Source organism: Streptomyces sp. NPDC031479 (assembly GCF_055581065.1).
Window position 1 is genome coordinate 1 of record NZ_JBVIKC010000050.1, and the last position, 21,565, is coordinate 21,565.

Annotated in this window: 19 protein-coding genes and 1 pseudogene; 14 read left to right on the forward strand and 6 right to left on the reverse strand. The window is 73.6% G+C overall.

Going from position 1 to position 21,565, the window contains the following annotated elements:
- Positions 1 to 165 precede the first annotated feature (165 nt).
- On the forward strand, positions 166 to 1,329 hold the full coding sequence (locus ACZ5D2_RS34420) for a cysteine desulfurase family protein (protein ID WP_468934916.1): 1,164 nt from the start codon (positions 166 to 168) through the stop codon (positions 1,327 to 1,329).
- Here ACZ5D2_RS34420 and ACZ5D2_RS34425 read toward each other — a convergent pair.
- Positions 1,326 to 2,033, reverse strand: coding sequence for an N-acetylmuramoyl-L-alanine amidase (locus ACZ5D2_RS34425; protein ID WP_371676553.1), 708 nt, complete (start codon positions 2,031 to 2,033; stop codon positions 1,326 to 1,328). The genes ACZ5D2_RS34420 and ACZ5D2_RS34425 overlap by 4 nt on opposite strands.
- Before the next feature lie 68 nt (positions 2,034 to 2,101).
- Between ACZ5D2_RS34425 and mnmA the strand changes: the two genes are divergently transcribed.
- Positions 2,102 to 3,235 (forward strand): tRNA 2-thiouridine(34) synthase MnmA, encoded by a 1,134-nt coding sequence (gene mnmA / locus ACZ5D2_RS34430; protein WP_371676552.1) that lies wholly within the window; start codon positions 2,102 to 2,104, stop codon positions 3,233 to 3,235.
- 107 nt (positions 3,236 to 3,342) lie between these two features.
- Here mnmA and ACZ5D2_RS34435 read toward each other — a convergent pair whose 3' ends face one another.
- Positions 3,343 to 4,266, reverse strand: coding sequence for an NADP-dependent oxidoreductase (locus ACZ5D2_RS34435; RefSeq protein WP_468934920.1), 924 nt, complete (start codon positions 4,264 to 4,266; stop codon positions 3,343 to 3,345).
- Between the two features lie 115 nt (positions 4,267 to 4,381).
- Between ACZ5D2_RS34435 and ACZ5D2_RS34440 the strand changes: the two genes are divergently transcribed.
- From ACZ5D2_RS34440 to ACZ5D2_RS34490, 11 genes are all read left to right on the forward strand, one after another.
- Positions 4,382 to 5,347, forward strand: a complete 966-nt coding sequence (locus tag ACZ5D2_RS34440; protein ID WP_468934924.1) for a GlxA family transcriptional regulator — start codon at positions 4,382 to 4,384, stop codon at positions 5,345 to 5,347.
- Between the two features lie 89 nt (positions 5,348 to 5,436).
- The gene (locus ACZ5D2_RS34445; protein ID WP_468934928.1) at positions 5,437 to 5,781 is read left to right on the forward strand and encodes a DUF1330 domain-containing protein; all 345 of its coding nucleotides are present in this window, start codon (positions 5,437 to 5,439) and stop codon (positions 5,779 to 5,781) included.
- 80 nt (positions 5,782 to 5,861) lie between these two features.
- Positions 5,862 to 6,551: an SDR family oxidoreductase gene (locus ACZ5D2_RS34450; protein ID WP_468934930.1), complete on the forward strand. Its 690-nt coding sequence runs from the start codon at positions 5,862 to 5,864 to the stop codon at positions 6,549 to 6,551.
- Positions 6,548 to 7,531, forward strand: coding sequence for a methionine synthase (locus ACZ5D2_RS34455; RefSeq protein WP_371676547.1), 984 nt, complete (start codon positions 6,548 to 6,550; stop codon positions 7,529 to 7,531). The genes ACZ5D2_RS34450 and ACZ5D2_RS34455 overlap by 4 nt, the downstream gene beginning before the upstream one ends.
- A gap of 30 nt (positions 7,532 to 7,561) precedes the next feature.
- Positions 7,562 to 9,766 carry an NAD-dependent DNA ligase LigA gene (ligA, locus tag ACZ5D2_RS34460; protein ID WP_468934933.1) on the forward strand — a complete coding sequence of 735 codons (2,205 nt, stop codon included), beginning with the start codon at positions 7,562 to 7,564 and terminating at the stop codon, positions 9,764 to 9,766.
- A gap of 385 nt (positions 9,767 to 10,151) precedes the next feature.
- Positions 10,152 to 12,368, forward strand: a complete 2,217-nt coding sequence (locus ACZ5D2_RS34465; RefSeq protein WP_468934936.1) for a putative bifunctional diguanylate cyclase/phosphodiesterase — start codon at positions 10,152 to 10,154, stop codon at positions 12,366 to 12,368.
- 97 nt (positions 12,369 to 12,465) lie between these two features.
- On the forward strand, positions 12,466 to 12,762 hold the full coding sequence (gatC, locus tag ACZ5D2_RS34470) for an Asp-tRNA(Asn)/Glu-tRNA(Gln) amidotransferase subunit GatC (protein ID WP_007266718.1): 297 nt from the start codon (positions 12,466 to 12,468) through the stop codon (positions 12,760 to 12,762).
- Positions 12,763 to 12,767: 5 nt separating this feature from the next.
- Positions 12,768 to 14,261: an Asp-tRNA(Asn)/Glu-tRNA(Gln) amidotransferase subunit GatA gene (gene gatA, locus ACZ5D2_RS34475; RefSeq protein ID WP_371676544.1), complete on the forward strand. Its 1,494-nt coding sequence runs from the start codon at positions 12,768 to 12,770 to the stop codon at positions 14,259 to 14,261.
- The gene (locus ACZ5D2_RS34480) at positions 14,258 to 14,503 is read left to right on the forward strand and encodes a hypothetical protein (protein WP_280916273.1); all 246 of its coding nucleotides are present in this window, start codon (positions 14,258 to 14,260) and stop codon (positions 14,501 to 14,503) included. The genes gatA and ACZ5D2_RS34480 overlap by 4 nt, the downstream gene beginning before the upstream one ends.
- Before the next feature lie 16 nt (positions 14,504 to 14,519).
- Positions 14,520 to 16,031 carry an Asp-tRNA(Asn)/Glu-tRNA(Gln) amidotransferase subunit GatB gene (gatB, locus tag ACZ5D2_RS34485; RefSeq protein ID WP_356209863.1) on the forward strand — a complete coding sequence of 504 codons (1,512 nt, stop codon included), beginning with the start codon at positions 14,520 to 14,522 and terminating at the stop codon, positions 16,029 to 16,031.
- Positions 16,032 to 16,112: 81 nt separating this feature from the next.
- Positions 16,113 to 16,634 (forward strand): hypothetical protein, encoded by a 522-nt coding sequence (locus ACZ5D2_RS34490; RefSeq protein ID WP_371676543.1) that lies wholly within the window; start codon positions 16,113 to 16,115, stop codon positions 16,632 to 16,634.
- A 152-nt stretch (positions 16,635 to 16,786) separates the two neighbouring features.
- On the opposite strand, the gene ACZ5D2_RS34495 is transcribed toward ACZ5D2_RS34490, so the two are convergent.
- Both ACZ5D2_RS34495 and ACZ5D2_RS34500 read right to left on the reverse strand, forming a co-directional pair.
- Positions 16,787 to 17,383 carry a GNAT family N-acetyltransferase gene (locus ACZ5D2_RS34495; RefSeq protein ID WP_371676542.1) on the reverse strand — a complete coding sequence of 199 codons (597 nt, stop codon included), beginning with the start codon at positions 17,381 to 17,383 and terminating at the stop codon, positions 16,787 to 16,789.
- Positions 17,380 to 19,566, reverse strand: a complete 2,187-nt coding sequence (locus ACZ5D2_RS34500; RefSeq protein ID WP_468934943.1) for a penicillin acylase family protein — start codon at positions 19,564 to 19,566, stop codon at positions 17,380 to 17,382. Before ACZ5D2_RS34500 ends, ACZ5D2_RS34495 begins: the two co-directional genes overlap by 4 nt.
- Before the next feature lie 70 nt (positions 19,567 to 19,636).
- On the opposite strand from ACZ5D2_RS34500, the pseudogene ACZ5D2_RS34505 reads away from it, so the two are divergent.
- Positions 19,637 to 20,066, forward strand: a pseudogene (locus tag ACZ5D2_RS34505) (hypothetical protein).
- 34 nt (positions 20,067 to 20,100) lie between these two features.
- On the opposite strand, the gene ACZ5D2_RS34510 reads toward ACZ5D2_RS34505, so the two are convergent.
- The gene (locus ACZ5D2_RS34510; RefSeq protein ID WP_371676540.1) at positions 20,101 to 20,601 is read right to left on the reverse strand and encodes a DinB family protein; all 501 of its coding nucleotides are present in this window, start codon (positions 20,599 to 20,601) and stop codon (positions 20,101 to 20,103) included.
- Positions 20,602 to 20,730: 129 nt separating this feature from the next.
- Positions 20,731 to 21,534: a GNAT family N-acetyltransferase gene (locus tag ACZ5D2_RS34515; protein ID WP_371681150.1), complete on the reverse strand. Its 804-nt coding sequence runs from the start codon at positions 21,532 to 21,534 to the stop codon at positions 20,731 to 20,733.
- Positions 21,535 to 21,565 lie beyond the last annotated feature (31 nt).

A 21,565-nucleotide genomic window follows, 5' to 3' on the forward strand; every position in this document is an offset into this window, starting at 1 on the left:
CCCCCCCCCCCCCCCCCCCCCCCCCCCCCCCCCCCCCCCCCCCCCCCCCCCCCCCCCCCCCCCCCCCCCCCCCCCCCCCCCCCGCCCCGCTGCCGGCCCCGGCCGTCCCCGGTCCCGCGTACCCCGGGAAACCCGGCGCCCGGGGACTCGTAGAATCGGGGGATCATGGCCTACCTCGACCACGCCGCGACCACGCCGATGCTCCCGGAAGCCGCTGCGGCGATGACCGCGCAGTTCGCCGCCACGGGTAACGCGTCCTCCCTGCACGCCGCCGGCCGCCGGGCCCGCCGCACCGTCGAGGAGGCCCGCGAGTCCCTCGCCGAGGCACTCGGCGCGCGCCCGAGCGAGGTGGTCTTCACCGCGGGCGGCACCGAGGCGGACAACCTCGCCGTCAAGGGCCTCTACTGGGCCCGCCGCGACGCCGACCCCGCCCGCACCCGCATCCTCGCCAGCCCCGTCGAACACCACGCCGTCCTCGACGCCGTGCACTGGCTGGGCGAGCACGAGGGCGCGCGGGTCGAGTACCTGCCCGTCGACCGCTACGGGCGGGTCCACCCCGAGGCCTTCCGCGAAGCCGTCGAGCGGGCTCCCGAGGACGTGGCCCTGGCCACCGTCATGTGGGCCAACAACGAGATCGGCACCGTCATGCCGGTCCGTGAACTCGCGGCCGTCGCCGACGAGTTCGCGATCCCGCTGCACTCCGACGCCGTCCAGGCCTTCGGGCAGCTCGACGTCCGCTTCGGCGACAGCGGGCTCGCCGCCATGACCGTCAGCGGCCACAAGATCGGCGGACCCTACGGCATCGGCGCGCTGCTCCTCGGCCGCGACCAGAGCCCCGTCCCCGTCCTGCACGGCGGCGGCCAGGAGCGGCACGTCCGCTCCGGCACCCTCGACGTGCCGGCCGTCGCCGCCTTCGCCGTCGCGGCCGTACTCGCCGCCGAGCGGCGCGAACGCTTCGCCGCCGAGGTCGGCGCCCTGCGCGACGAGCTCATCGGCGCCGTCCTGGCGGCCGTCCCCGACGCCGTCCTGGGCGGCGACCCCGAGGACCGCCTCCCCGCCAACGCCCACTTCAGCTTCCCCGGCTGCGAGGGCGACTCCCTGCTGCTGCTCCTGGACGCCCAGGGCATCGAATGTTCCACCGGCTCGGCCTGCACCGCGGGCGTCGCCCAGCCCAGCCACGTCCTGCTGGCGACCGGCACGGACCCGCAGCTGGCCCGGGGCACCCTGCGGTTCTCCCTCGGCCACACCTCCACCCGCGACGACGTCGCCGCGGTGGCCGCCGCCATCGGCCCGGCCGTCGAACGCGCCCGTACGGCGGGCCTCAGCTAGGCCGTCGGCGAAGCGGCGGCCGGCGTGGCGGTCGCCGTGAGCTCGGTGCGGACCAGCCCGAGGTAGCGGTCCCAGTCCCAGTGGGGGCCCGGGTCCGTGTGGTCGGCGCCCGGGACCTCGGAATGCCCCAGGAAGTGGGTGCGGTCCACCGGTATGCCGTACCTCCGGCAGACATCGGCGGCCAGCCGGGCCGACGCCGCGTACAGCGCATCGGTGAAGTCCTGCGGCCGGTCCACGAAACCCTCGTGCTCGATGCCCACGCTGCGCTCGTTCATCGAGCGGTTCCCGGAGTGGAAGGCCACGTCCAGCTCGCGCACCATCTGCTCCACGTGGCCGTCCTGGCGGACGATGTAGTGCGCGGAGGCCTTGTGGAACGGATTCCTGAAGGCGTCCACCGAGGACGCGAAACTGCCCTGGGTGACGTGCACGACGATCCGGTCCACCCGGTAGTCGTCGGGCCGGTCCGCCATCCGCCAGTTCGCCGGGGAAGCCGCGGTCCAGCTCGCCCCCGCGTGGTCCAGCTCACCCTCCTTGCGCGGCTTGCGCACGCCCGGCAGCAGCCACCAGGCCCGCCCGATCTCCTCCCGGCCCACGAGCGCCGCCGCCCCGAGCACCCCGAGCCCGCCGAAGAGCACCGCCCTGCGGGTCCGGCCCGCCGGGCGCCCGCCCGGCTTCCCCGGCCCCTTCGTCCCCTGCTCCGTCATGTGATCCACCCCCCAGAGCCGATAACGCGCTGTGACCCCGCGCGGTTCCCCGTACTCTGGACGGTGCTATGACTGAGAACCTGCCGCGCACCGCCCGCCCCCTTCGCGTCCTGGCCGCCATGTCCGGCGGCGTGGACTCCGCCGTCGCCGCCGCCCGCGCGGTCGAAGCCGGGCACGACGTCACCGGCGTCCACCTGGCGCTCTCCGCGAACCCGCAGTCCTTCCGGACCGGCGCCCGTGGCTGCTGCACCATCGAGGACTCCCGCGACGCCCGCCGCGCCGCCGACGTCATCGGCATCCCCTTCTACGTCTGGGACCTCGCCGAGCGCTTCCGCGAGGACGTCGTCGAGGACTTCATCTCGGAGTACGAGGCAGGCCGCACCCCGAACCCTTGCCTGCGCTGCAACGAGAAGATCAAGTTCGCGGCGCTGCTCGACAAGGCCCTGGCCCTCGGCTTCGACGCCGTCTGCACCGGCCACTACGCCACCGTCGTCCTGAACGAGGACGGCACCCGCGAGCTGCACCGCGCCTCCGACATGGCCAAGGACCAGTCCTACGTCCTCGGCGTCCTCGACGAGAAGCAGCTCGCGCACGCCCTCTTCCCCCTCGGTGACACCCTCACCACCAAGGACGAGATCCGCGCCGAGGCCGAGGAGCGCGGTCTGGCCGTCGCGAAGAAGCCCGACAGCCACGACATCTGCTTCATCGCCGACGGCGACACCCAGGGCTTCCTCGCGAACCGCCTGGGCCGGGCCGAGGGCGACATCGTCGACGAGAGCGGCGAGAAGGTCGGCACCCACGAGGGCGCCTTCGGCTTCACCATCGGCCAGCGCAAGGGCCTGCGGATCGGCCACCCCGCTCCCGACGGCAAGCCCCGCTACGTCCTCGACATCTCCCCGGTGAACAACACGGTCACCGTCGGCCCCGTCGAGGCCCTCGACGTCAGCGCCCTCACCGCGATCCGCCCCCGCTGGTGCGGTTCCACCGCGGCCGCCCCCGGCACCTACACCGCGCAGCTGCGCGCCCACGGGGGCGAGACCGAGGTCTTCGCCGAGGTGGTGGACGGCGAGCTGCGCGTCACCTTCACCGAGCCGGTCCGCGGCGTGGCCCCCGGCCAGGCGATCGTGCTCTACGACGGCACCCGCGTGGTCGGCTCCGCCACCATCGCCACCACCACCAAGGCCGCGGCCGCCGCGGTCTGACCCGGGCGTCCCGCCCCGCTCCCGCCCCCGCCCCCGTCCAGGGCGCGGGCGGGAGCGGGGGCGGGGCGATCCCTCTCCCGACCGCCGCCGGGCCGGGCCGGCCGCCCTCAGGCGACGGTCAGGACGATCTTGCCGGTGGTGCGGCCCCGCTCGCCGATCTCGTGGGCCTTCGCGGCCTCCTCCAGCGGCAGCACCGTGTCGATCAGCGGCTTGAGCAGACCCCGCTCGACCAGGGCGGAGATCTCCTCCAGCCCCTTCAGGTCCGGCTCCACCAGGACCCAGGAGGCGTGCACGCCCCGCGGGTCGGCCGGGATCCCGTCCGGGCCGGGCAGGGTCACCAGGTGCCCGCCGGGCTTGAGCACCTTCAGCGAGCGCTCCCCGTGGTCCCCGCCCATGGCGTCGATGACGACGTCCACGTCCGCGACCGCGTCCTCGAAGTCGGTGGTGCGGTAGTCGATCACCTCGTCGGCGCCGAGTCCGCGCAGCAGCTCGTGCTTGCCGGCGCTCGCCGTGCCGATCACGTACGCGCCCCGGGCCTTCGCGATCTGCACGGCGAGGTGACCGACCCCGCCGGCCGCGGCGTGCACCAAGACGCGCTGCCCGGCCGAGACCCGGGCGGTGTCCACCAGCGCCTGCCAGGCGGTCAGCGCGGCCAGCGGCAGGGCCGCCGCCTCCACGTGGCTCAGCGAGGCCGGCTTGCGGGCGAGGTGCCGGGCGGGGGCGGTCACGTACTCGGCGTACGCGCCGGCCTGCTGCGGGAAGCGGGGCATCCCGTACACCTCGTCGCCCACCCGGTACAGGGTCACGCCCGGTCCGACGGCCTCCACGGTGCCCGACACGTCCCAGCCGACCGCCGGAACCGGACCCCAGGGGATCAGGCCGCCGCTCTCGCGGGTCTTCCAGTCCACCGGGTTCACCCCGGCCGCGTGCACCCGGACGAGCACCTCGCCCATGCCGGGCTCGGGACGCTCGGCCTCGGTCTCGACGAGGACCTCGGGTCCGCCCCACTTGCTGACGACGACGGCGCGCATGAAATGTCTCCTTGCTGGGTTTCCGTACCGGTATCACCGGCCGACGGGTCCACTCTGGCCGCTCCCCCGACCGCACGGTATTGGCCGTCCGGCCACCATGTGACAGAATCTGGCCATGCACCGTGTCGCCGTACTCGCCCTCGAAGGCGTCCCCCCGTTCGAGCTCGGCATCCCCTCCCGGGTCTTCGGCAACGCCCACGACGAGGCCGGGAACCCGCTCTACGAGCTCACCGTCTGCACCGCCGACGGACAGCCCGTGACCAGCGACGCGGGCTTCACCATCGGCGTCTCGGCGGGCCCCGAGGCCCTCGCCGCGGCGGACACCGTGATCGTCCCGCCCACCCACGCCATGGACGAGCTCGCGCACGGCGCGCCCCTGTCGCAGGTGCTCGTCGACGCCCTCGCCGCGATCCGGCCCGGCACCCGGCTCGTCTCCCTCTGCACCGGCTCCTACGTCCTCGCCGCCGCCGGCCTGCTCGACGGGCGGCCCGCCACCACGCACTGGCTGCACGCCCCCGAGTTCCAGCGGGGCTTCCCGCGCGTCCGGCTCGACGAGGAGGTCCTCTTCGTCGACGACGGCGACGTCCTCACCTCGGCGGGCGTGGCCGCGGGCGTCGACCTCTGCCTCTACATGATCCGCCAGGACCACGGCACGGCCGTGGCCAACCGCGCCGCCCGGCTGTGCGTCGTCCCGCCCTGGCGCGACGGCGGCCAGGCCCAGTACATCGACCGCCCCGTCCCCGCCCCCACGGTCGCCACCACCACCGCCACCCGCGCCTGGGCCCTGGAACGACTCGCCGAGCCGGTCACCCTCGCCGAGCTCGCCGCCCACGCCCGGATGAGCCTGCGCACCTTCACCCGGCGGTTCCGCGACGAGGTCGGCATGACCCCCGTCCAGTGGCTCACCGCCCAGCGCCTGGAAGCGGCCCGCCACCTGCTGGAGTCCAGCGACCTGCCCGTCGACCTGGTCGCGCACCGGTCCGGCTTCGGCTCCGCCAACTCCCTGCGCCAGCACATGCGGACCGCCTTCGGAGTCTCCCCGATCGCCTACCGGCGCACCTTCCAGCCCGCGTCGGCATGACCCCGGAGGTAATCGCCGCCGCGCCCGCCCCCTGACACGATCGGTGCAACGGCCCGGAACCCACCGGCCGTACGACAGGGGAGACCGACATGACCGCCTACGCCATCGGCCACATCCGCCCCGAGACCATGAACCAGGACATCCTCCGCTACATCGAGGGGATCCAGGCCACCATGAACCCCTTCGGAGGCCGCTTCCTCGTCCACGGCCGGGAGGTCGAGGCCAAGGAGGGCCCCTGGCCCGGCACGGTCGTCGTCATCGCCTTCCCCGACATCGAGGGGGCCCGCGCCTGGTACGACTCGCCCGCCTACCGGGCCATCCTGCCGCTGCGCACCACCCACATCGAGGGCGAGGTCATCCTCGTGGAGGGCGTCCCCGCCGGCTACGACGCCTCGAAGACGGCCGCGTCCCTGCGCGCGGCCGCCGGACTCTGACCGCTCCCGGGACGGCGGCGGCGACCGGGGCGGCGCACCGGGCGGACCCCGGGCCCCGAAGGGGTGCGAGCATGGTCCGTATGGCTACTCACCTGATCACCGGTGCCGGATCCGGCATCGGCGCCGCCGTCGCCGCCCGCCTGCACGCCCGCGGCGACGACCTCGTCCTGCTCGCCCGCGACGCCGCCCGCGCCCGGCAGCTCGTCGAGCGCTACCCCGGCGCGCGGACCCTGGTGGGCGACCTCGCCGATCCCGACCGGCTGTCCTGGGCCTTCTCCAAGCAGCCGATCCCCGAGCGGATCGACTCCCTCCTGCACATCGCCGGGATCGTCGACCTCGGACCCGTCGCGGAGCTACGCCCCAAGACCTGGCACCAGCAGCTCAACGTCAACCTGATCGCCCCCGCCGAGGTGACCCGGCTGCTGCTGCCCACCCTGCGGGCCTCCAAGGCCACGGTCGTCTTCGTGAACTCCGGCGCCGGCCTCACCGCCCACGCGGACTGGAGCGCCTACGCCGCCTCCAAGCACGGCCTCAGGGCCCTCGCCGACTCCCTGCGCGCCGAGGAGAAGCAGAACGGCATCCGCGTGACCTCCGTCTACCCGGGCCGCACGGCCAGCCCGATGCAGGCCAAGGTGCACTCCCAGGAGGGCAAGGAGTACGACCCCGCCCACTGGATCGACCCCGAGTCGGTGGCGACCACCATCGTCATGGCCGTGGACCTCCCGCGCGACGCCGAGGTCAACGACCTGAGCGTCAGGCCCGGCCGATGACCGCGAGCGCCACCGGCGTCGGCTCGCTGCCCGGCGGCGACGCCCGCGAGGCCGCCAAGACCGTCACCGGGTCCTTCGAGGAGTTCCCCTACCTCGCCGAACTGCCCGCACGCGGGCCCGGCGCGGACATGATCGGCCGCTCCCTCGGCCTCCTCGTCGACCTCTACGCCCACGTCGAGCCGAGCGGCTGGCGGATCAGCGACCGACCGGGCCGCGACACCCGCCGCTCCCGCTCCTGGCTCGGCGAGGACCTCGACGCCCTGGAGGAGTTCACCCAGGGGTACACCGGCCGGCTCAAGGTCCAGGCCGTCGGGCCGTGGACCCTGGCCACCGCGCTGGAGCTGCACGGCGGCGAGGCGCTGCTCCAGGACCCGGGCGCCTGCCGGGACCTCGCCGGATCCCTCGCCGAGGGCCTGCGCGACCACCTGGCCGACGTGCGCAAGCGGATCCCGGGCGCCGAAATCGTCCTCCAGTACGACGAGCCCTCGCTCACCGCCGTCCTGCTCGGCCGGGTCCGCTCCGCCAGCGGCTACCGCACCTACCGGGCCGTCGACCGGCAGGTCGTCGAATCCACCCTGCGGGACCTGTTCGCCGTCCACGACGGGGAGGTGATCGTGCACTCCTGCGCCCCCGAGGTCCCCTTCGGCCTGCTGCGCCGGGCGGGCGCCACGGGCGTGTCGTTCGATTTCTCCTTGCTCACCGAGCGCGAGGACGACGCCATCGGGGAGGCCGTCGAAGGCGGTGTGAAACTCTTCGCCGGAGTGGTGCCCGGCACCGACGGCCCGTTGTCGGACCCGGGCGGTAGCGTCATGGGTGTCAGGAAGCTCTGGCGCAGGCTGGGGCTGGCTCCGGGGACTCTCGCCGAGTCCGTCGTGGTCACCCCCTCGTGCGGTCTGGCGGGCGCTTCGCCCGCGTACGCCCGCGCGGTGCAGGCCCATTGCGTCAGGGCGGCGAGGTCGCTCGCCGACAACCCTGAGTGACGGTCGAGACGGGCCACGGGAGGACACGGCATGGCAGCCGAACAGCAGGACACGGCGGTACCGACGGCGGTGCGTGAACAGCACGCGCTGCTCGCCGAGCAGGTCGAGGAGCACCGCTTCCGGTACTACGTCAACGACCAGCCGGTCGTCAGCGACGCCGAGTTCGACCGGCTGCTGCGCTCGCTGGAGGCCCTGGAGGAGCAGTACCCCGAGCTGCGCACCCCCGACTCGCCCACCCAGAAGGTGGCCGGGGCGTACGAGACGGACTTCGCCTCCGTCGAGCACCGCGAGCGGATGCTCTCCCTCGACAACGCCTTCGACGACGAGGAACTGGCCGCCTGGGCCGAGCGCGTGGCCCGCGACGTCAACACCCCGGACTTCCACTACCTGTGCGAGCTCAAGGTGGACGGCCTCGCCGTCAACCTCACCTACGAGAACGGCCGCCTGACCCGGGCCGCCACCCGCGGCGACGGCCGCACCGGTGAGGACATCACGCCCAACGTCCGCACCATCGCCGAGATCCCGGACCGGCTGAAGGGCGACCGGATCCCGGCCCTCGTCGAGATCCGCGGCGAGGTCTTCTTCCCGATGGAGAAGTTCGAGGAGCTCAACGCCCGGCTCGTGGAGGCCCAGGGCAAGCCCTTCGCCAACCCGCGCAACGCGGCCGCCGGTTCGCTGCGCCAGAAGGACCCGAAGGTCACCGCGAGCCGCCCGCTGCACATGGTGGTGCACGGCATCGGCGCCCGCGAGGGCTTCGGGATCGAGCGCCAGTCCCAGGCGTACGAGCTGCTCCACGAGTGGGGCCTGCCCACCGCCCGGCACAACAAGGTCGTCTCCTCGCTCGCCGAAGTCCGCGATTTCATCGCGTACTTCGGCGAGAACCGGCACTCGGTGGAGCACGAGATCGACGGAGTGGTCGTCAAGCTCGACGAGATCGCGCTCCAGGGCCGGCTCGGCTCCACCGCCCGCGCCCCGCGCTGGGCGATCGCCTGGAAGTACGCGCCGGAAGAGGTCAACACCAAGCTGATCGACATCAAGGTCGGGGTCGGCCGCACCGGGCGCGTGACCCCGTACGCGCAGGTGGAGCCGGTCACGGTGGCGGGCTCCGAGGTGGAGTTCGCGACCCTGCACAACCAGGAGGTCGTCAAGGCCAAGGGCGTGCTCATCGGGGACACCGTCGTGCTCCGCAAGGCGGGCGACGTCATCCCCGAGATCCTGGGCCCGGTGGTGGACCTGCGCGACGGCGGCGAGCGGGAGTTCGTGATGCCCGCGGAGTGCCCCGAGTGCGGGACGGCGCTGCGGCCGATGAAGGAGGGGGACATCGACGTCCGCTGCCCCAACGGGCAGTCCTGCCCGGCGCAGTTGCGCGAGCGGCTCTACTACCTCGGCGGCAGACAGAGCCTGGACATCGAGAACTTCGGGATCGTCGCGGCGGCCGCGCTCACCGGCCCGCTGGAGCCCGCCGAGCCGCCGCTCCTCGACGAGGGCGACCTCTTCGGCCTCACCATCGAGCAGCTGCTTCCCATCAAGGCGTACGTCCTCGACCAGGACAGCGGGCTGCCCAAGCGGGACCCGAAGACGGGCGAGGAGAAGATCGTCACGGTCTTCGCCAACCAGAAGGGCGAGCCGAAGAAGAACGCCCTGGCCATGCTGGAGAACATCGCGGCGGCCAAGCAGCGCCCGCTCGCCCGCGTCATCAACGGCCTGTCGATCCGGCACGTCGGCCCGGTCGCGGCGGAGGCCCTGGCCCGGGAGTTCCGGTCGATCGAGCGCATCGAGCAGGCCACCGAGGAGGAGCTGACCGCCACCGAGGGCGTCGGGGCGATCATCGCCGCCTCCCTCAAGGAGTGGTTCGCCGTCGAGTGGCACCAGGAGATCCTGCGCAAGTGGCGGGAGGCCGGTGTCCGCATGGAAGAGGAAGGTTCCGCCGAGGAGGAGGGCCCGCGTCCGCTGGAGGGGCTGACCGTGGTCGTCACCGGCACTTTGCAGAGCCACACCCGGGACGGCGCCAAGGAGGCCCTGCAGAGCCGGGGCGCCAAGGTGACCGGATCGGTGTCGAAGAAGACCTCCTTCGTCGTGGTCGGGGACAACCCCGGCTCCAAGTACGACAAGGCGGTGCAGCTGGGGCTGGCCGTCCTCGACGACGCCGGCTTCGCCGTCCTGCTGGAGCGGGGACCGGACGCGGCCCGCGAGGCGGCGCTGCCGATCGAGGGCGGGGGCGCGGCGGGGGAGTAGCCCGAACGGGAATCGCCCGCAGGGAGTGGCGAAGGCGAACGGATGCGTGGCGTGCGGCCGTACGGGCGGGCGCACGCCCGGCGCGGAGTCCGGTGGTAAACGGCCGGTACAGGGCTGGTCCTGGGGCGGTGAGCTGTCGGATCATCGGATGGGTGAGCCGGGGGTCCTGGTCCAAACTCACCCGTTCGGCGGATACCGTACTGATGAGGATGGCTGGGTCGCATTCGGGCAACCACCGCCGACAGCTGCCCCTGGGAGCCTCTCGCGTCCTACTGTTGTGGGGTGCGCCTGTCGTGCACGGCTGCCTGATGCGCTTCCGGCCGTGATGGCATGACATCGGGGCCATCGCGTGACATCGGCATCGCCGGCTGTGAGAGGGACGGGCATGAAACCCACCGAAAGCGCCGACCCGTCACCTGAATTCGGCGGGGACATCCCGCCCATGCGGGCGGGCCGGCTCGGTGTCCTGGGGGCCAGGACACCGGAGACCCGTGCCCTCGACACCGGATCGGGCGGCGGGACGGGGCAGGGGCGGCGGCGCACCGTGCTGCCCCTCGTCGTCGTGGGCCTGTCCGCCGTCGTGCTCCTCGGCGGCATCGCCCTGGCACTGACCGACCGTCAGGCACTGTTCCCCGGAGGCACCGTCGGCTGGGCGCTGGCCCTGCTCACGGGCATCATTGTCGGCCACCTCGTGGCACTGGGCCGGGACCGCTGGTGGGGCGGCACCGGGTCGGGCGCGGCCCTCACCCTGGGCGTACTCATCCTCTACGGGTGGATTCCGGCCGGACTCGTCTCGCTCGCGGTGGTCTCCCTGGTCGGCGCCGCCCGCCGGCACCGCTGGCGCCAGGGCCTGCTGCACGGCTCCGTCGACATCCTCGGCATCGGCGCGGGGGCCCTCGTCCTGGCCGCCTTCGGCGACGCCCCGACCGTCGGGGAGCCCTGGTCGCCCACCACCTGGGACCTCGCGGCCGTCCCCGAGGTGGTCCTGGTCGCCGTCTCCTACCTGCTCGTCACCCGGGTCCTGCTGTGGTTCGCGCTGACCCCGCGCGGCGGCGGGCTGCCCACCGTGGCCCGTACCGCCCTGATCCGGCAGGCGCTCGTCGCCGCGGCCCTGCTCGGCATCGCCCCGCTGATCTGCGTGGTCGCCAGTACCCAGCCGGTGCTGCTGCCGCTGTTCGCGGTACCGCTCATCGCCCTCGACTCCACCCTGTGGATCGCGCGGGCCCGAGCCGAGGAACAGCTGCGCGACCCGCTGACCGGGCTGCCGAACCGGCAGTGGCTGCTGGAGCGGGCCTGGTCCGCGCTGGACGAGGCCGAACGGCTGGGCACCCGGTCGGCCCTGGTGCTGATCGACCTGGACCGCTTCCGCGCCGTCAACGACACCCTCGGCCACCTGGCGGGGGACCGGCTGCTGCTCCAGATCGCCGACCGGCTGCGCCAGGCCCTCCCGCCCGACGCGGAGGCGGCCCGTCTGGGCGGCGACGAGTTCGCCGTCCTGCTGCCCTTCGCGGACTCCACCACCAGCGCCCAGCGGGTCGCCCGCCACCTGGTCGCCGAGCTCAGCTCCCCCCTCGACCTGGACGGCCTCACCCTCGTCCTGGAGGCCAGCGCAGGCCTCGCCGTCTTCCCCGACCACGCGCTGGACGCGGAGGGGCTGCTGCGGCGGGCCGACGTGGCCATGTACCAGGCCAAGCGCGACCGCACCGGCGTGGAGGTCTACGAGTCCAAGCGCGACAGCAACACGCCCGACCGGCTCGGCCTCCTCGGCGACCTGCGGCGGGCCCTGGACGCCGGCGAGGTGGAACTCCACTACCAGCCGAAGGTCCGCTTCGACGGCCAGGTGGCGGGGCTGGAGGCCCTCGTCCGCTGGGTGCACCCGGAGCGTGGCAGGGTCCCGCCCGACGAGTTCATCGCGATCGCCGAGACCTCCGGACTGATGCCGCACCTGACGGAGTACGTCCTGGAGACCGCCCTCGCGCAGGTCGCGCGCTGGCGGGCGCAGGGCCTGAAGGTCCCGGTCGCCGTCAACGTCTCCCCGCGCGACGTCCACACCCCGGGCTTCGCCGGAGCGGTGGCGGCGCGCCTGGCCCGGCACGGGGTCCCGGCGAGCGGCCTCCAGCTGGAGATAACGGAGCACGTGCTGCTGGAGGACCCCCAGCGGGCGGCCGACACCATGGCCGGGCTGACCGGCCACGGGGTGAAGATGTCCCTGGACGACTTCGGCACCGGCTACTCCTCGCTCGTGCACCTGCGCCGGCTCCCGGTGAGCGAGCTGAAGATCGACCGGTCCTTCGTCGCCCGGCTGGCGGTGGACGCGCAGGACGCGGAGATCGTGCGGTGCACGGTGGACCTGGCGCACTCCCTGGGGCTGCTGGTCGTCGCCGAGGGCGTGGAGGACGACGAGACCTGGGAACGCCTGCGGGACCTGGGCTGCGACGCCGTCCAGGGCTGGCTGGTCGCCGCCGCCATGCCTCCCCAGGAGGCGACGGCCTGGCTGCTGGCGCGCGGCGAACGCGGCTGGCGCCGCCCGGCCGACATCACGGCGGAACTCGCCGCAGCGGCCGCCGCCACGTCGGAGACGCCGACCGGTTCCCCCTCCTGACGCGGGGGTCCGGGGGTAACCGTTTAGTGGGTCGGGGCCGGGCCCCATAGGATTGGGCCCGAAACCTACACACTCACCACCCCCAGAGGATCGCTGCATGCCTGGCATCACGCGCGAGGAGGTCGCCCACCTCGCTCGGCTGGCGCGTCTGGAGCTGAAGAGCGAAGAGCTCGACCACTTCGCAGGACAGCTCGACGACATCATCGGCGCGGTCGCCCGCGTTTCCGAGGTCGCCGACCAAGACGTCCCGCCGACCTCCCACCCGCTGCCGCTGACGAACGTCATGCGCGCGGACGAGGTCCGTCCGTCGCTCACCCCCGAGCAGGCGCTTTCCGGCGCTCCCGCCCAGGAGCAGCAGCGTTTCAAGGTGCCGCAGATCCTGGGGGAGGACTAACAGTCATGATCGACATCATCAAGCTCACGGCCGCGCAGACCGCCGAGAAGATCGCCTCCGGCGAGCTCACGGCCGTCGAGGTCACCGAGGCCCACCTGGCCCGGATCGAGGCGACCGACGAGAAGGTCCACGCCTTCCTGCACGTCGACCGCGAGGGTGCCCTCGCGCAGGCCCGTGCCGTCGACGCCAAGAAGGCCGCCGGCGAGGAGCTCGGCCCGCTGGCCGGCGTCCCGCTCGCGCTCAAGGACATCTTCACCACCGTCGGGGTCCCGACCACCGTCGGTTCGAAGATCCTCGAAGGCTGGATCCCGCCGTACGACGCCACCCTGACGCGCAAGCTGAAGGAAGCCGACGTCGTCATCCTCGGCAAGACCAACATGGACGAGTTCGCCATGGGGTCCTCCACGGAGAACAGCGCCTACGGCCCCACCGGCAACCCCTGGGACCTCACCCGGATCCCCGGCGGCTCCGGCGGCGGCAGCGCCGCGGCCCTCGCCGCGTTCCAGGCCCCGCTCGCCATCGGCACGGACACCGGCGGTTCCATCCGTCAGCCCGCCGCCGTCACGGGCACCGTCGGCGTCAAGCCCACCTACGGCGGCGTCTCCCGCTACGGCATGGTGGCCTTCTCCTCCTCCCTGGACCAGGGCGGACCCTGCGCCCGTACGGTCCTGGACGCGGCGCTGCTCCACGAGGTCATCGCCGGCCACGACCCGCTCGACTCCACCTCCATCGACGCCCCGGTCCCGCCGGTCGTCGAGGCGGCCCGCAACGGCTCCGTCGCCGGCATGCGCGTCGGTGTGGTCAAGCAGTTCGCCGGCGAGGGCTACCAGGCCGGCGTCGTCCAGCGCTTCAACGAGTCGGTGGAGCTCCTCAAGGAGCTCGGCGCCGAGATCGTCGAGCTGGACTGCCCGTCGTTCGACCTCGCGATGGCCGCGTACTACCTGATCGCGCCGTCCGAGTGCTCCTCGAACCTCGCCCGCTTCGACGCCATGCGCTACGGCCTGCGCGTCGGCGACGACGGCACCAGGTCCGCCGAGGACGTCACCGCCCTGACCCGCGAAGCCGGCTTCGGCGACGAGGTCAAGCGCCGCGTCATCCTCGGCACGTACGCGCTCAGCTCCGGCTACTACGACGCGTACTACGGCTCCGCCCAGAAGGTCCGCACGCTCATCACGAAGGACTTCGAGAAGTCCTTCGAGCAGGTCGACGTGATCGTCTCCCCGACGACCCCGACCACCGCCTTCGCCATCGGTGAGCGCACCGACGACCCGCTGGCGATGTACCTCGCGGACCTGTGCACCATCCCGACCAACCTGGCCGGCAACTCCGCCATGTCGCTCCCCTGCGGCCTGGCACCGGAGGACGGTCTCCCGGTCGGACTGCAGATCATCGCCCCCGCGATGAAGGACGACCGGCTGTACAAGGTCGGTGCCGCCGTCGAGGCCGCCTTCGTCGAGCGCTGGGGGCACCCGCTGCTTGAGGAGGCACCGTCGCTGTGAGTTCGAGTGCGCTGTCCAAGGCCAAGGGCTTCAAGAAGTCCAAGTCCGGTACGTACCTGTCGATCGGCACCACCGCTTTCGGTGCCATCAGCGTGCTCAAGCAGGCCCGCAAGGCCCGCACCGAGCACGACACGCTGAAGCTGGTCGACGCCGTCGTGTCCGCCGCCGCCATCGTCACCGGTCTCGCGATCCTGTACCGCGAGCTGAAGCGCCTGGGCGACGACGACGTCCTGCTGGGCTGAGAGGGAAAGTTTCACCGTGACCACCTTCACCGAACTGCTGTCGTACGAAGACGCCCTCGCGTCGTACGACCCCGTCATGGGCCTTGAGGTCCATGTCGAGCTCGGCACCAAGACCAAGATGTTCTGTGGCTGTTCCACCGAGCTGGGCGCCGAGCCCAACTCGCAGACCTGCCCCACCTGCCTCGGTCTGCCCGGCTCGCTCCCGGTCGTCAACGCGATCGGCGTCGAGTCGGCCATCAAGATCGGTCTCGCGCTGAACTGCGAGATCGCCGAGTGGTGCCGCTTCGCCCGGAAGAACTACTTCTACCCGGACATGCCGAAGAACTTCCAGACCTCCCAGTACGACGAGCCGATCGCCTTCAACGGCTTCCTCGACGTACAGCTGGAGGACGGCGAGATCTTCCGCGTGGAGATCGAGCGCGCCCACATGGAGGAGGACACCGGCAAGTCGCTGCACGTCGGCGGTGCCACCGGCCGCATCCACGGCGCGTCGCACTCCCTGCTGGACTACAACCGCGCCGGCATCCCGCTCATCGAGATCGTCACCAAGCCGATCGAGGGCGCGGGCGAGCGCGCCCCCGAGGTCGCCAAGGCGTACGTGGCCGAGCTGCGCGAGGTCATCAAGGCGCTCGGCGTCTCCGAGGCCCGCATGGACAAGGGCCAGATGCGCTGCGACGTGAACCTGTCGCTGCGCCCGACCCCCGAGTCCGAGTTCGGCACCCGCAGCGAGACGAAGAACGTCAACTCGCTGCGCTCCGTCGAGCGTGCGGCGCGCTTCGAGATCCAGCGCCACGCGGCCGTGCTGTCGTCCGGCGGCACGATCGTGCAGGAGACCCGGCACTTCCACGAGGAGGACGGCTCCACCACGGCCGGCCGCATCAAGGACAACGCCGAGGACTACCGGTACTTCCCGGAGCCCGACCTGGTCCCCGTCGCCCCGGCCCGTGACTGGGTCGAGGAGCTGCGCGGCGGCCTGCCCGAGATGCCGCGCGTGCGCCGCAACCGGCTCCGTGAGGAGTGGGGCGTCAGCGAGCACGACATGCAGTCCATCCTCAACGCGGGCGCGGTCGACTCCATCGTCGCCACCATCGAGGCGGGCGCCGACTCGGCCGCCGCGCGCAAGTGGTGGATGGGCGAGCTGGCCCGCAACGCCAACGAGCAGGGCGTCGTCGTCGACGAGCTGCCGATCACCCCGGCCCAGGTGGCCCGGGTCGCGGCCCTGGTCGCGGCCGGCGACCTGAACGACAAGCTGGCCCGTCAGGTCATCGAGGGCGTTCTCGCCGGCGAGGGCACCCCGGACGAGGTCGTCGAGAAGCGCGGCCTGAAGGTCGTCTCGGACGAGGGCGCGCTCGGCGCGGCCGTGGACGAGGCCATCGCGGGCAACGCGGCCATCGCAGACAAGATCCGCGGTGGCAAGGTCGCCGCTGTCGGCGCCCTGGTCGGCGCGGTCATGAAGACCACCCGCGGCCAGGCCGACGCGGCGCGCGTCAAGGAGCTCATCCTGGAGAAGCTCGGCGTCTCCGAGTAACTCCACGGGCTGTGAGGTGGCGGCCCGTACCGATCGACCCGATCGGTACGGGCCGCCCGTCTGCGTACAGGGGGTGTGCGGGTGGAGATCGGTGCGGTGGTCATCGCGGTCGTGGGCGTGGCGGGGACCCTGGGCGGGGCGCTGCTCACCCAGCGGGGTGCGGCGCGGGCGAAGCGCCGCGAGATAGAACTCGTGCGCGGGCACGAGGAGGTCCGCGCCGGCCTGACGCTGCGGCGCGCCTGCTACACGGCCCTCAACCGGGATTCCCGCCAGTTCGCCACCGCCCTCAACCGCCACCTGCACGTGATGCGGGAACGCGCCGTCGAGGAGACGGACCGGGAGGCGCTCGACGCGGCGAAGGCCGCGCACCGGGACAGTTACTCGGAGGCGCAGATGATCGCCCCGGACACGGTGCTGGAGCGCGCGTCCGCCGTCAACCGGTCCCTGAACGCCGTCTACGGGCAGGTCAAGCGCCTGGAGCGGGACGCCCCCGAGGCGGGCGAGACGATGGCGACGGCCTCTCGGGCCCAGCACGGCATCTGGGCCCTGACCCGGGAGATGCGCACCGCCATGCGCGAGGACCTCGGGGTGCCGGCGGGCTGAAGGCGCACGGGGGCGGCGGCGCGCTCGTGCCGCTCGCCCTCCGGCGGGAGCCGGCCGCGCCGTGCCGGGTGCCCGGTACGCGGAACCGCCCACCGGGCACCTCCCCTTCGCCGGGCGCCCGGCCGAACGGGCCGGGCTGGTCGAGGAGTTCCTCAGCGAGCGGCCCGCGGGCTGAGGAAGGCGAGACGGGCGGGCTTGGCCGGCAGGTGGACCTCGGGGAGGTCGATCTCCGGGAGCTCCACCTCCGGACCGAGCACGAAGCCGGAACGCTCCAGCAGGGAGATGGCCTTGGCGTTGCGGGCGTCCGGCTCGGCGACCACCCGGCGGGCGCCCGCATCGGAGAACAGGTAGGCGACGAAGGTCGCGACCAGGGTTCCCGTGAAGCCGTGCCGGGCCGCGCCGCCGGTCGGCCCGATCAGCAGGTGCACGCCGACGTCGCCGGGCCGGACCTCGTAGCACTCGCCGACCCGGTCCTCGGCGCAGTCGTACGTCTGGAACAGGGCCACCGGCTCCCCGTCGAGGCCGACCAGGAACGCGTGGTGGGTGGTGCGGCGGTCGACGTCCTCGTAGATCTCCTGGACCAGCTCGCGGCTCGCCCCGCCCATGCCCCAGAAGCGGGCGCGTTCCTCGGTGACCCAGCTGTGGATCAGCGCGGAATCGGCGGCGGGGTCCACGGGGGTGATGGTGACCGTCCCGAAGCCCTCGACGGGGTGGGTGTGGACGGGGGTGCGGGTGGAGGCGGTGGTCATGCGGACTCTTCCTTGGTGAGCAGGGCCCAGTCGGTGACGACGGGGACGAGGGCGCAGTCGGCCCAGAGCGGGAGCTGGTCGCGGTGGTGGGGGGAGCCGGTGACGCCGTCCGCGCCCAGCGGGACGGCCCAGAGGCTGTTCCGGCGGTCGGCCAGGTCCCAGACGTAGCGGGCGGCCGAGGCGCGGGCGGTGCGGTCGGTGAACCCGGGGACGGAGGAGGTGGCGTTGACGCAGTCGTGGTCGCCGCCGAGGCCGGGCCACTGCGCCCGCGGGTCGGGGACCGCCTGCCACGGGGCGAGGACGTGCACCCGGGACCAGGGGGTGTCGGGGAGGTCCGCGGCGGCCGTCTCCTCCAGGGCGGCCCGGACGTGCGCCGCCCGGTCCAGGGCGGGCAGGAGGGAGGTGGTGAGCAGGCCCTCCAGGGCGTAGCCGACGCGCGGGACCAGGTACAGCCACGGGTGGAACACGTCGGGGCCGGCCGGGGCACCGGCCAGGCCCGCGAAGACCGGGTCGGCCGCGAGACGGCGTACGGTCGCGGTGCGCAGGGCCGAGAAGGCGGTGGCGTCGGTGCTGTCGGCCTCCATGTGCCGGTCCCACGCGAGCAGCCGGGCCCGGAGCCGGTCGGCGGCGGGGGAGAGGCCGTCGAGCGCGGCAAGCAGGTCGAGCAGGGGCGCTGCCGACGCGAGGTGCGTGTCCCGGTGCACGTCGGCCATCGCGCCGGGCGTCCAGTCCGCCGAGCCGCTGAGCAGCGCGCGGATGCGGTTGGCGCGGTGCGGGGGCGCGAACTCCACGCCGAGGGGGGAGGCGATGCCGCGTGCGTTCGCCATGACGGCGAAGCCCTGCACCGGCTCGGCGGGGGTGGGCGTCCAGCCCCGCCAGGCGTGCCGCGGCTCCCAGGCGGGCACCGGGCGGAGCCGGTTGGCGGGGTCGCGCAGCGGGACGGCGCCCGCGACGCGGTGCAGGAGGCCGCCCTCCGTGTCGGCGGCGTGGACGACGTTGACGGGCTCGGCCCAGCCGTCGAGGGCGCGGTCGACGTCGGCGACGGTGCGGGCGCGCAGCAGCGCGGGGAGGGCGGCGAAGCCGAGGTCCGCGCGGACGCGGGGCGGGTAGCGGAGGGAGAGGGTCTGGGGGGTGTCGGGGGCGTCGGGGGCGTCCGGAGTGGTCACGGCGTCGGCGGGGGCCGTGGTGGTGGTGGTGCGGACGGTGATCGGGGCGTCCGGGGCGTCCGGGGCGTCCGGGCCTTCCGGGGCGTCCGGGCGGATGATCACCGGGCCGCGGCGGGTCTCCAGGACCTCGACCTCCACCTCCGGTCCCCCGGCCACGGTGACGGTCTCCGTGTGCCGGGCCACTGGCTCCCAGGTGCCGTCCGGGCCGAGGGCCTCCACCCCGTCCCCGTCGGCCGCGGCCCTGAGCCGCTCGACGTAGAGGTCCTGGTAGTCGGCCATGGCGTTGGTGATCGCCCAGGCGACGCCGCCCGTGTGCCCGAAGTGGCCGAGCCCGGGGACGCCCGGGACCGCCAGGCCGAGGACGTCGTACTCGGGGCAGGCCAGGCGTATCTGCTGGTAGACACCGGGGTCCTCGATGAACCGGTGCGGGTCGCCGGCGATGATCGCCGCGCCGGTGGCGGTCCGCCCGCCCGGGACCAGCCACCCGTTGCTGCCCGCGGTGCCCGGTCCGTCCGTCGCGAAGAGGGTGGTGGCCCCGTGGCCCAGGACGCGGGCCACGCGCTCGCGCCAGAGCTTGGTGGCGAAGCCCGCGAAGAGGATGTGGGTGCCGATCCAGATCGAGAGCGGGACCCAGGGCTCCCAGGGGGTGGGGGTGTGGCCGGTGCGCGCGAACCGGTCGTCGCGGGCGGCGCCTTCGGCGAGGCCGGCGTTGACCCCGTCGACGTAGGCGCGCACCCAGGCCGCGGTGTCGGGGTCGAGGGCCTCGTGGCAGCGCTGGGCGGTGTCGTCGAGGCGGGCCTGGCGGGCGAACCGGTCCCAGGTGACGCACTCGGGCCCGAGGAACGCGGCGCTGGAGCCCTGGGCGCGGTGCCGTTCGACCTCCAGCTGCCAGGCCCGGTCCACGGCCGTGACGCGGCCCTGGGCGTAGGAGAGCCGGAGGGGGTCGGACGCACGGAGGTGGGGGATGCCCCAGCTGTCGCGGTAGACCTCGTAGGCCTCGGTAGTCACACTGCTCACACTCTTCCCCCAGAGTTTTAGGTTAGGCTGCCCTAACTATAAGGGTGTGGGGGGAGGGGCGGACGCGGCGGTGGGTGAGGGCTGGGAGGGCGTGGTCCTCAAGCTCATGAGGGGCGAGGACTTCACGTTCACGGTGACCGGGGCGGAGGAGGCCACCGAGCGCGTCCGCCGGGTCCACGTCACCGACGACGGCCCACCGGCGGCTGTCGGGGGCTCCGCACACCCCACGATGTGGGGCCGCGCCCGGTTCGGACGCGGAGCCGCCCGTACGGGCCGGCGAGGCCCCGCGCGACGTCCGGCGGGTGCCGCGCGCCGGCACGGCCCTGGCCGACCGGGTCCGGGCCGGGCTGCCGGAGCTGCTCGGTTCGGACCCGGCGCCGGCGTACGTCTGGCCGGCCCGCGACACCGCCACCCCCCGCGCCCTGACGGCGTACCCGCGCAGGAAGCTCGCCCTGCCGAAGCGGTGCGTGCGCGGACGGGGCTACCGGCGTCCGGCCTGAGCGCCCGCGCCCCGAGCGCCCGTGCCCCGGGTGTTCACGCCCCGACGGTGCCGTCGATGGCCTCGCGGAGGAAGTCCGCGTGGCCGTTGTGGCGGGCGTACTCGTGGATCATGTGCAGCATCACCAGCCGGAGCGAGGCGTCCGCCTCCCACTTCGGGACGTGCGCCGTCACCTCCAGGGACGCTGCGGCGGCCTCGACGGCGCGGGAGTGCTCGACCTCCGCCTCCCACGCGGCGAACGCCTCGGCGCGGGTCGCGCCGGAGGCGTCGTAGGCGGCCTGGAAGTCGTGCTCCTCGGACCACAGGTGCGGGACGACCGCCCCGCCGATCGTGCGGCGGAACCACTGGCGCTCCACCTCCGCCATGTGCCGGACGAGACCGAGCAGCGACAGGGTGGACGGCGGTGAGGCCGGGCGGCGCAGCTCCTCGTCGGTGAGGCCCTCGCACTTCCAGGCGAGGGTGGCCCGGTGGAAGTCGAGGTACGCGCGCAGCGTCTCGCGTTCGTTCCCGGTCAGGGGAGGTCCTATGCGTTCCATGCGCCCGATCCTGCCCCCTCGGCCCCACCGGGGGGCGAGTTCCGGCCACGGGGGTCCGTCCGTCGTGGGCCCCGGCCGGGACGGTCCGGGACCTCCGCGACGGGTCCCCACCGCCACCCCGGTCCCCCGTCAGCGCCGCCGGATGTACGGGGTCGTCACGCCCAGGACCCCGAAGCCCAGCCGCTCCAGGATCGGGCGGCTGTCCTCCGAGGCGTCCACCTGGAGGTACGGGATGCCGCGGGCCGCCGCGACGCGGGCCCGGTGGGCCACCAACAGGCGGTAGATGCCCCGCCCGCGCCACTGCGGGTCGGTCCCGCCGCCCCACAGGCCGGCGAAGGAGCAGCCGGGTCGCATCTCCATGCGGGCCGCGCTGACCGGAACGTCTCCGGCCATCGCGAGGACGGCCTCGATCGTGTCCGGCTCGTCCCGCAGCAGACTCAGCATCCCCTCCCGGATCCGCGGCCGCTCCCTGCCGAAGGCCCGCCGGTGGACCTCCATCATCAGGTCCACCCCGGCCTCGTCCGTGACCACCCGCAGGGTGATCCCCTCCGGCGGCTCCGCCGACAGCGCGGCGAGCTCATCGGACCGGCCCACCAGCAGGGTCTCCGGCGGTTCCGGCACGAAGCCCGCCGCCCGCAGCCGGTCCCCGAGGTCGGCGGGCCGGTCGTGGGAGTAGAGCTTCCACTCGAACTCCTCGTCGCCCCCGGCGTCGGCGTGCGCCCCGAAGTGCGCCACCTGCGCCGCGATCTCCGCGTCCGCCGTGTCCGCGTCGAGGTCCGACCACAGCACGCCGTTCCAGCCGAGCCCCGGCACGGTCTGCCGGACGACCGCCCCCACCCGTTCCACCCGCGCGTTCGCGGCGTCGGGCACGGCGTCGCGCCGCATCTGCGCGTCGTACCGGTCGCGCACCTTCAGCAGTTCGTCCTGATCCATCGTCATCGGGCCAGCTCACCAGCTGTCGGCC

What these genes read in the sequence shown, in the direction of transcription:
- ACZ5D2_RS34420 (WP_468934916.1), top strand. Translation starts at nt 166, where the DNA reads ATGGCCTACCTCGACCACGCCGCGACCACGCCGATGCTCCCGGAAGCC.
- ACZ5D2_RS34425 (WP_371676553.1), bottom strand. Translation starts at nt 2,033, where the DNA reads ATGACGGAGCAGGGGACGAAGGGGCCGGGGAAGCCGGGCGGGCGCCCG.
- mnmA (WP_371676552.1), top strand. Translation starts at nt 2,102, where the DNA reads ATGACTGAGAACCTGCCGCGCACCGCCCGCCCCCTTCGCGTCCTGGCC.
- ACZ5D2_RS34435 (WP_468934920.1), bottom strand. Translation starts at nt 4,266, where the DNA reads ATGCGCGCCGTCGTCGTCAGCAAGTGGGGCGGACCCGAGGTCCTCGTC.
- ACZ5D2_RS34440 (WP_468934924.1), top strand. Translation starts at nt 4,382, where the DNA reads ATGCACCGTGTCGCCGTACTCGCCCTCGAAGGCGTCCCCCCGTTCGAG.
- ACZ5D2_RS34445 (WP_468934928.1), top strand. Translation starts at nt 5,437, where the DNA reads ATGACCGCCTACGCCATCGGCCACATCCGCCCCGAGACCATGAACCAG.
- ACZ5D2_RS34450 (WP_468934930.1), top strand. Translation starts at nt 5,862, where the DNA reads ATGGCTACTCACCTGATCACCGGTGCCGGATCCGGCATCGGCGCCGCC.
- ACZ5D2_RS34455 (WP_371676547.1), top strand. Translation starts at nt 6,548, where the DNA reads ATGACCGCGAGCGCCACCGGCGTCGGCTCGCTGCCCGGCGGCGACGCC.
- ligA (WP_468934933.1), top strand. Translation starts at nt 7,562, where the DNA reads ATGGCAGCCGAACAGCAGGACACGGCGGTACCGACGGCGGTGCGTGAA.
- ACZ5D2_RS34465 (WP_468934936.1), top strand. Translation starts at nt 10,152, where the DNA reads ATGAAACCCACCGAAAGCGCCGACCCGTCACCTGAATTCGGCGGGGAC.
- gatC (WP_007266718.1), top strand. Translation starts at nt 12,466, where the DNA reads ATGCCTGGCATCACGCGCGAGGAGGTCGCCCACCTCGCTCGGCTGGCG.
- gatA (WP_371676544.1), top strand. Translation starts at nt 12,768, where the DNA reads ATGATCGACATCATCAAGCTCACGGCCGCGCAGACCGCCGAGAAGATC.
- ACZ5D2_RS34495 (WP_371676542.1), bottom strand. Translation starts at nt 17,383, where the DNA reads ATGACCACCGCCTCCACCCGCACCCCCGTCCACACCCACCCCGTCGAG.
- ACZ5D2_RS34510 (WP_371676540.1), bottom strand. Translation starts at nt 20,601, where the DNA reads ATGGAACGCATAGGACCTCCCCTGACCGGGAACGAACGCGAGACGCTG.
- ACZ5D2_RS34515 (WP_371681150.1), bottom strand. Translation starts at nt 21,534, where the DNA reads ATGGATCAGGACGAACTGCTGAAGGTGCGCGACCGGTACGACGCGCAG.